The sequence below is a fragment of the Bacteriovorax sp. DB6_IX genome, from assembly GCF_000447775.1.
Lineage (GTDB): Bacteria > Bdellovibrionota > Bacteriovoracia > Bacteriovoracales > Bacteriovoracaceae > Halobacteriovorax_A.
Genome location: NZ_AUNJ01000480.1, coordinates 1 through 7575, shown reverse-complemented (window position 1 = coordinate 7575; position 7575 = coordinate 1). Strand labels below are relative to the sequence as shown.

9 protein-coding genes are annotated in these 7575 nt (G+C 36.3%); 2 read left to right on the top strand and 7 right to left on the bottom strand.

Annotation, left to right across the window (positions count from 1 at the left end; translation table 11 throughout):
* Together M901_RS16855 and M901_RS15105 are read right to left on the bottom strand one after the other, a co-directional pair.
* Positions 1-197, bottom strand: a 197-nt coding sequence (locus tag M901_RS16855) for an HD-GYP domain-containing protein (RefSeq protein WP_021279075.1), incomplete at its 3' end; no start/stop codon positions are given.
* On the bottom strand, positions 157-645 hold the full coding sequence (locus M901_RS15105; RefSeq protein ID WP_021279077.1) for an HD-GYP domain-containing protein: 489 nt from the start codon (positions 643-645) through the stop codon (positions 157-159). The genes M901_RS16855 and M901_RS15105, both read right to left, overlap by 41 nt.
* 180 nt (positions 646-825) lie before the next feature.
* Here M901_RS15105 and M901_RS15100 point away from each other — a divergent pair, with 180 nt between their 5' ends.
* Together M901_RS15100 and M901_RS15095 are read left to right on the top strand one after the other, a co-directional pair.
* On the top strand, positions 826-1914 hold the full coding sequence (locus M901_RS15100) for a hypothetical protein (protein ID WP_021279080.1): 1089 nt from the start codon (positions 826-828) through the stop codon (positions 1912-1914).
* Positions 1895-2464 (top strand): hypothetical protein, encoded by a 570-nt coding sequence (locus M901_RS15095; protein ID WP_034722573.1) that lies wholly within the window; start codon positions 1895-1897, stop codon positions 2462-2464. The genes M901_RS15100 and M901_RS15095 overlap by 20 nt, the downstream gene beginning before the upstream one ends.
* Here the strand turns inward: M901_RS15095 and M901_RS15090 are convergent.
* From M901_RS15090 to M901_RS15070, 5 genes are all read right to left on the bottom strand, one after another.
* Positions 2461-3627, bottom strand: coding sequence for a PLP-dependent aspartate aminotransferase family protein (locus M901_RS15090; RefSeq protein ID WP_021279072.1), 1167 nt, complete (start codon positions 3625-3627; stop codon positions 2461-2463). The genes M901_RS15095 and M901_RS15090 overlap by 4 nt on opposite strands.
* Positions 3627-5009, bottom strand: a complete 1383-nt coding sequence (locus M901_RS15085) for a pyridoxal-phosphate dependent enzyme (RefSeq protein ID WP_053335887.1) — start codon at positions 5007-5009, stop codon at positions 3627-3629. Before M901_RS15085 ends, M901_RS15090 begins: the two co-directional genes overlap by 1 nt.
* A gap of 102 nt (positions 5010-5111) precedes the next feature.
* A complete protein-coding gene (locus tag M901_RS15080; protein ID WP_021279076.1) occupies positions 5112-6131 on the bottom strand; it encodes an ArsA-related P-loop ATPase in 1020 nt (339 codons plus the stop codon).
* A 68-nt stretch (positions 6132-6199) separates the two neighbouring features.
* On the bottom strand, positions 6200-6883 hold the full coding sequence (locus M901_RS15075) for an ArsA-related P-loop ATPase (RefSeq protein ID WP_021279073.1): 684 nt from the start codon (positions 6881-6883) through the stop codon (positions 6200-6202).
* Between the two features lie 264 nt (positions 6884-7147).
* The gene (locus tag M901_RS15070) at positions 7148-7471 is read right to left on the bottom strand and encodes a hypothetical protein (protein ID WP_021279074.1); all 324 of its coding nucleotides are present in this window, start codon (positions 7469-7471) and stop codon (positions 7148-7150) included.
* Positions 7472-7575: the final 104 nt, after the last annotated feature.

Below are 7575 nucleotides of genomic sequence, written 5' to 3'. Positions count from 1 at the left end.
GCTAATTCTGGATCAAATTGACTACCAGAAAATTCTTCAAGTTCAGCATATGCAATTTCATAATCAAGTCCTTTTCGATATGGTCTTGATGATGTCATAGCATCAAATGTATCTGCAATTAGAATAATTCTAGAAAATAGGGGAATGTCTTCACCCTTAAGACCGTCTGGGTATCCTCTTCCTATCCCATCTCTCATGATGATGTTTCGCATACTTTGCAACCTTGTCGAAGTGAGTGAATCCTTCAAGAATCTCTGCTGATTTACTAGGGTGAGCTTTCATCGCTAAGAATTCATCTTCTGTTAATCGAGAAGGCTTTAATAGAACGCTATCTGGTACACCAATTTTTCCAATGTCATGGAAAAGAGCGGCGAGCTCTAGATCGTATAGTTCTTCTTCATCAAGCCCAATCTCTCGACCTAGTGATAGGCTGAAATAAGCAACTCTCATACTGTGACCATAAGTGTAGTGGTCTTTACAATCAAGTGCATGGAGAATGGTTCTTGCGGCCATTTCGCAAATCTTTTTCTGTTCAAGTTTGAGTTCGTTGTTTTCTTTCGTTAGGTTTAAAAGAGCAACATTCGTCACAACTTCAGAAAGAGATATTACTTCCGCACTCTCATGTTTTTTGGTTTTCTTACTCATATCCTATCCGTTAACTCCGCTATAGGTTTTATTTTATTAACAGATCGGTTCAATAAGCCTTTTTCTTTAGGCTCTCGAGTGAAATAGTGTGATTTTAATCAGTTATTATGATAAAATTCAGTGATATAATGCCAATAAAAATTGCAATCAATACATATTTTCAATGACTTAAGGAAGAGTATGGAAATCGAAATCTTAGAGCAGGATGCTTCTAAACAAAATATTGAATATTTAGAGCAGCTATTTTTTAACCTACATGGAAAGGATGTTGAGTTTAAAAAAGTAGACTCTTTCTCTGCTGATACCTATAAAATCATCTCATTTAACCAATATATTTCAGGTGACAATAAACGCCTGACAAAGTTCTTTCTTATTCACGATGGAGCAAGTTCACCTTCTGTTGAAGTTTCAAGAATTGGGAGATCAACGCCAGAATGTCTAGGGATTATAGATCTCTCTCAAGATCATGGGTGTTATATTCCTTTTATTGATTCATTCTTGTCTTCACAAAATGTAATGGACTCTCAAAAAGTACTTTTGAAAAAGCTCAATGGTGTTATGCAGTCGGTCCTAGGACAATTACAAAGAGTTAAAGGTCTTCATGAAAAAGTCGTTCCTGTAAGACAAGAAAATATAAGAGGCCTTCAAGTGAACTCTCGCTTTTGCGCTGGTACATCTTCTGGTGGAGAATTCTTTGACTTCTTCAAAGTCGGTTCAAGTATTTGGCTTTTTTCAATCAATGCCTCTTCATATATAACAATTGGTTCGTTTCTAAGTCTAATTGATAGTTGGAAACAAAACTCTAATTTGAATAAAGAACATATACTTCAAGTCCTTAATAATCAGAAAGGTGACTTTTCAGGTATTGGTGATATGTCATTCTTCTTTGCTAGAGTCGACTTGAATACTTATGAGATGGAAGCTGCGAATATTGGTGGACATGAGTTAATTGGAAAAGAAAAAATTATCATTTCTCGCAATGATCAGTCTTATCCAGATAAGATGACAGAGATAAAAGAGTATAATTACAAAATTGAAAGGGGAGAGCAGCTCATTCTTCTTTCACCAGGCTTCTTTAAGAATACGAGTGAGATGCTTGGAAATAATAACTACTACCAGTTTATCAAATCTAACTGGAGCGATGCTTCAGACATGATTCAAGAGTTAACATATCAGTCTAAAAAGAAGTATAATGATCTAGACTTTATGCCATTTGATCAAACGATTCTAACTTTAGGGGTAGATAAGAATGCAATTGCTAAAATTTAATATTATTGCATTGGCCTTTTCTAGCGCTTTTGCTTTTAACGCAACAGAGTGTTTCGACTCATCTTACGAAGTTGAAGTAACTCATAAGAGCTTTCCTTTCGGCTTACTAACTAAGACTCTTGGGATTAGTAAGAAGGGATGTGAAGTAACACTTTCTCACAATCAGTGGAAATACTTAAATAGAAAGTGGGTTGTCGATATTTGTCGTGATCCTATCCATATCAAATCAGCGGATAATAGTGTTGAAGTTTTCAGGAAGGTCGGTTCTTGTAAGACCGTTAAGAATCCTTTTTGTAACCAACTTACAAAGCTGAAAAAAGTAATTGAAGATGATGGTCTAATTTTTGCTGAAGGAAGCAAGAGTGAATTAGATTCTGATCATGGAAAGGTTTACTGCTCTTATATTCTAATGCAAGAGTATCTTTCAAAGAGCGTGGTTTTTAATAAGGGTGAAAATTACGATTATTTATTGAAGAAGGGAAGTGCTGTTCCAGAGGGGACAGACAGCCAATTTACTGTCGATCCCTCTTCTGGAAAAGCTAACTTTTAAACTTTTTTAAATGCAGTTTCAAGGTCGGCGATTAGGTCGTCGACATTCTCAATCCCAACAGACAGACGAATAAGGTTGTCAGTAAGACCGATACTCTCTCTCACTTCTTTTGGTACTGAAGCGTGAGTCATGATTGCTGGGTGTTCAATTAAGCTTTCAACACCACCTAAACTTTCTGCAAGTGCAAACATGTTTACAGTTGAAAGGAACTTGTTACATTTTTTGATATCACCTTTAAGGAAGAAAGTTATCATTCCACCAAAACCACTCATTTGCTTCTTCGCGATCTTGTGTTGTGGGTGAGACTTTAGTCCAGGGTAAACAACTCTTTCAACTTTTGGATGAGCTTCTAAGTATTTTGCTACTTTCATCGCATTCTTAGCATGAGCTTCCATTCTTAAACCAAGAGTTTTAATTCCTCTTAGAACTAGCCATGAATCAAATGGAGATTGAGATGGACCAATTGAGTTTTGAAGTTTCCAGATTGCTTCATATAGTTTCTTGTTATTTAACATGAGGCAACCACCAACAACATCTGAGTGTCCATTGATGTATTTTGTCATAGAGTGAAGAACAATATCTGCACCTAGATCAAGTGGGTTCTGGAAGTAAGGACTCATAAAAGTATTATCAACAACAGTTAATGTCTTATGAGCTTTTGCAATCTTAGTTGTTTTTGCAATATCAGTAATTTTTAGAAGCGGATTAGTTGGAGTTTCAAGCCAAAGAAGTTTTGGTTTGTGCTCTTTAATCGCTGCTTCTACTACTTTTGGATCAGTTGTATCAATGAAAACGAAGTCATGAAGGTCATTGAAGACAGTTGTAAATAGTCTATAAGTTCCACCGTAAACATCATCTCCACAAAGAATCTTACTCTTCGCTGGTAGCGCGTGCATAACTAGCATGGCCGCTGATAGACCAGAAGCTGTTACAACAGAATATTTTGCGTTTTCTAGAGAAGCTAAACATTCTTCAAGTCTAGTTCTTGTAGGGTTATGAGATCTTGTATACTCATAACCTTTATGAATTCCCGGGCTTTCTTGTACATATGTTGATGTTTGATAAATTGGAGGCATAATAGCTCCCGTTTCTTTATCTGGGTGACCACCAACGTGAATAACTTTTGAAGCTTTATGTAGCTTATTAAGATCAGATTTCTTCATTAAATTCCACCTTTTGATGACATATATTGTAGAACGTCGATTTCTGTTAGGATGTCGACGAGCTTTCCATTATCAGTGACAAGAGCAACATCTTTCTTTAGAAGAGCATTTGCTACATTTTCAAGAAGCTCATTCCTATCAACGATTTTGTAGTTATTTGTATAAGCTAGAGAAACATTGTCATCCTTTTGGAATTCACCCATAAGGACTGGCTTTACGAGATTCTTTTCAGAACATAGCCCTACAATTTCTCCATTTGAGTTAAGAACTGGAAGTTGAGAAATCCCTTTGCTGTCCATGATATTAATAGCTTCACCGATAGTCGCTTTATCAAGGATAGAAGTGATGTCACCCTTCTTGTTAAGATCTTCTAAAACTTCGCTAATTTGAACATTGAAAGATGAATCAAGATAACCATTGTCACTCATCCAATCATCATTATAAATTTTAGAAGCATATCTATTTCCTGAATCGTGCAGTAGGATTAGAATTTTCTTTGGTTCTTTAAGTGTCTTTGCGTAACGAATTGCTCCAACGATTGCAGCACCTGCTGAACCACCTGCATAGATACCTTCATATTTTAGAAGACGTCTTGTCATAAGGAATGATTCTTTATCTCCAACAACAACCCAGTCATCAATATTATCAAAGTCATAGTTCTCAGGAATAAAGTCTTCACCAACACCCTCTAGAACATAAGACTTAGCTTCACAGTATTCACCAGTTTTTGCATAGTGAGCAACAATCGATCCTTCACAGTCCACACCAACGATTTTTACATTTGGCATTTTTTCTTTGAAGAATTTTCCACAACCTGAAATTGTTCCACCTGTACCAACACCTGCCATAAAGACATCGAAGTCACCTTGAGTTTGCTCAAAAATTTCTGGAGCAGTCCAAGTATAGTGAGTCATTCTGTTGTGAAGGTTATCGTATTGGTTTACGTAGAATGAGTTTGGAATAGTTTCAGCAAGTCTTTTTGAAACAGAGTAGTAAGATCTTGGATCCTCAGGCTCAACGTTTGTTGGACAAACAACTACCTTTGCACCGAAAGCTCTTAAGTTATCAATCTTCTCTTTTGATTGTTTGTCAGCAAGTACGAAGATACATTTGTATCCGTGAACAGCGGCCCACATCGCAAGACCAACACCAGTATTACCAGAAGTTCCTTCAATAATAGTTCCACCTGGTTTAAGAGTTCCCTCTTTCACTGCTTGATCAAGCATGTACGCACCAATTCTATCTTTAGTTGAACCACCTGGGTTCATATATTCTAGCTTAACGTAGATTTCAGATTCAATTTCATTGGCAATGTGGTTGAGCTTTACAATTGGAGTTCCCCCAATCGCTTCCACTACATTTGGTTTAGCACCTTTCATCATAGTTGACTCCTTAATTAATGCTAAATACTTACCATTAATGAGCCAAAAAGTAACATATAGCTTAGGTTTAATTTGATTAAAACAGAGGTTTTTGCTTTGTGTCTAAGAATCTACCGAATCCCAGATACTCACAAGTTGTTGAACCTGCTTTTTAGGGGAATTTTCGAAGATTTCAGGAAACTCAATCTTAGATATTGAATAGCTCTTGGTGATCTTTTGAATAGATTCTTCGATGTCGAGTAATTTGTCCCTAAGCTTTTCTAGGCTTGGATCCGTGGCCTGCCAATTATTGAGAAACTTGTGCCAACTCTTGTTGATAAGGAGGTAGTTATCCTTGTGCATGAAATTACTAGAGGCCTTAATCATTTCTTGAGCATCATTCCCTTTAAGTTGGTCAGCTGAGGTCACGAGGAACCAATTTGAAAACTCTGGAGTCATTAAATCTTTCTCAAGATGAAGCCCATTTAGAAAAACTTCTCGATGGTCATAGAGAATGTGGATCGCTTCAAGAAAGTCGTTAACAAAACCTTTTCCTGTAACCTTTTCAAGATAAGTCAGCAGTTTATCAATTCCAGTTGAGACTAGCTTTGTCAGAATTCTTCCAGGCTTCTTCTTTTTATTACCAATGAAGTTGAAAACCTCTGAAAAGTTCTTATCAAAGAATGATTGAATCTTTCTTGTGGATTCAAGAAAGTCAATAAAGTGCTTACCTGGAGGAGTATCTAATACAATAGTATCATATTCGTTCTTGTTAAGTTGATGTTGAACTTCTAGAACGGCCATAATCTCATTCATTCCACCATAAGGTTTTGAAAGAGTTTTAATAATATTATTTTCAGTAGGGTTTTTTAGAATTCTATTGAGAGTGTGCTCAGGGCTGAGCAGTAGGGCATGAAGCTCATGCTCTGTTTCCATTCCAAAGTTTTCTACTTTTATTTTTGCAACTTCTCCAGTTTCTTCATCTTGCAGACCAAGAACCTGTTTTAACCTCTTTGCGGGGTCAATTGTGATAAGAAGTACCTTGCGCCCTTGTTGGCACAAGTGAAGAGCACGTGACGTCGAGATTGTTGTCTTTCCAACACCTCCCGTTCCACAGAAAACTTCAATCTTCTTTTGTTTCACAATCTATTCCTCTATAAGACTCTTAATATGATTTTTCATATTATTAATGAGTTCAATTGGGGATTTAATTAAATACATTGGGATAATAGTTCTAAATTTTCCCTCATTTTGAGAAAGAATTTCTTTCTCAATTTTAATTTCTTATCAATAAATTCAGGAAGGTTTTCCTGAGAAAACTCATTTGAACTGGCCAAAACATTATTTAAAACTGTTTTTATATTTGTTAGTCCACTATCTTCAAGCTTCTCTTTCAATTCAAAACCCTCTGTAACGGCAAGTTCAGTCGGAATACTTAGAATCCAACTTTCAACAAAGTTTGGGTTTTGCATAAAGTCCAACATTCTATGAATATCTTTGACGAGAGCGCCTGTTTGAAAGATTTGATTAAAGTTCTTAGGTGATTCAAGTACTGTTAGAATATGTCCGGAAGAGGGGGCATCTAAAACAATAATTTCATCATCACTCTTCTCGAGTCTATCAATGATATGGCCAAGGGTAATCATGTTACCTAGTGAGGGAACAATATTGAAAAGCGCTTTGAAAAATGGAGCTTTCATAACCCATTTGGCGATACTTGTGCTCTTTAACTTTCTTCCAATGTACTCAGCAGTAGAGTCTTCTAGAGGAAGATAAAGTGGAGTTATTCCAAGGCTCTGACAGATTTCTAAATCTGGTTGAGTATCAAAGGTATTATAGTAAACTTTTTTTGAGGTCGTACTTTGAAGGTAGCCTGATAAAGCTAAGGCGGTCATTGTTTACCAACACCGCCTTTTCCCGTAATGATGTAGAGCTTTTTTTCAGACATTAAAACTTATAGAAAGCCGTAAGTAGTAGCTTTGAATAGGCACCTTCAACATCTGCTTGTTCATCTTGTTTTACATCAAATGGATTGTGAAGCATTGCAATTGCTCCAATTGTCACTCTTTCATTAAGATCAAGATCAACACCTGCTCCAAAGTGATATCCAAAAGTGATCTTAGACTCTAGAGTCTACAAGTACACCATTAATATATCTCTCATTTAGGAGAGTAGAAACCAAGTCCACCTGTTGCAAATGGAGAGAAGTTGTCAAAGTTAAACATCTTCGCCTTAATTCCAAGAGCAAGACCAGTAGCAGTTACTTTCTTCTTTCTATACTCGTGAGTCGAGTAATGAAAGTTAGCTAGGAAATCAAAAGAGTGACTGGCCGAGTAGTTATAGAAAAGATCAGCAGTGATCTTATCTTCACCATGGTCTTTAAAATCTCCTTGAAGGAAAGTTTGACCAATACCAACACCAAGAGAGTGAACCTTAAGTTTTCTGTTAGTAAAACTCTTAATAGATTCAACCTTGCTTCTCAAACCTTCTTAGAAGACTTCTTTGAAGTGAGATCTTTAATTGATTTTGCTTGTGTAGAAAAAGAAAAACCTGTACAGTTAAGATAACTAGCAGGTAATATATAAGA